This is a genomic window from Actinoplanes solisilvae, assembly GCF_003999975.1.
GTDB lineage: Bacteria > Actinomycetota > Actinomycetes > Mycobacteriales > Micromonosporaceae > Actinoplanes > Actinoplanes solisilvae.
In genome coordinates this window covers 1-1142 of the sequence record NZ_RJAC01000082.1, presented here as the reverse complement: position 1 = coordinate 1142, position 1142 = coordinate 1, and the positions used below count along the sequence as shown (strand labels likewise).

Genomic DNA, 1142 nt, shown 5'->3' with positions numbered 1-1142 from the left:
TAACTCACTCGGGAAGAGGGACGTAGCGACGTAAAAACCTCGTCGTGGGTTCGGATCGAGTTACCACACACGACCGAAACCCCCGACGAGGTCACCGCCAGTATGCGCCCTGCGCACGTCTACGCCCGGATCCCGGCCGAGCAACACACCGAACTGATTACCGCGCTGCACGGACCCTGGCGCACCGCCACCCGCATGGTCATCGTCATACTCTCCGCCGCCGGCATGTCCGCCAGCGAGATCGCTGAGGTGCTGCACTACGACCCGGTCACCGTGCGCCGCTGGATCATCCGCCATCACAGCGAGGGACTGGCTGGACTACCCGACCGGCCCCGCACCGGACGACCCCGCACCGGCAGCGCTCGTCTTGGCGAACGTATCGGCCGGCTGCTGCAAACCCCGAAAGCGTGGACCACCGCCCGCCTCTGGCGAGCCCTGGGCCGCCCGCAGGTCAGCCTGTCCACCCTGCGCCGCCGCATCCGGGACCAGGCCCGCTGGTCCAGGCCCCGCCTGATCGCCAAAAGCGACCCCGACCACGACCAGATCTGCGCCGACATCCGCGACCAGATCACCGCTCTACCAGCCGGATCAGTCGTCCTCGCAGAGGACGAAACCCACCTCGACCTGCTCGCCCGCGTCCGATCCTGCTGGATGCCGTTCGGTATCCGCCACCGGGTCATGACGCCCGGCAAGAACGTTCGCCGCACCCTCCACGGCGCGATCAACCTGGCCACCGGCCAGGTCCACCACCATGCCAGCGTCAAGAACGTGTCCGTGGTCTTCTGCTACTTCCTGCAGCAACTGCTCGACGCCTACCCCAACGCCGCCGCCGTCGCGGTGATCTGCGACAACGGCGGCACCCACCTATCCGGCATCACCCAGCAATGGCTCGAGGAACACCCCCGACTGCACCTGATCCGAGGCGCCCGCTACAGCCCCCAGGACAACCCCGTCGAACGCATCTGGGCCGCACTCAAACACCACATCGCGAACACCGCGCCGGCCACCATGGCCGACCGGGTCCGCCAAGCCCATGCCTTCTTCCAGCACCGCACCGACAGCCAGAACCTGACCACCGCCGCGCCCTGGACCTCACCCTGGCTGCCGCCGGGTTACGGACAAAACTTCTGGCCAGGCGCTTA

General features: G+C 67.5%; 1 protein-coding gene. It reads left to right on the top strand.

The window, feature by feature from the left end; genetic code table 11:
* Nucleotides 1-102: 102 nt before the first annotated feature.
* Nucleotides 103-1142 (top strand): IS630 family transposase (locus EER30_RS46680; protein WP_127509793.1); only part of this gene is annotated, 1040 nt, incomplete at its 3' end.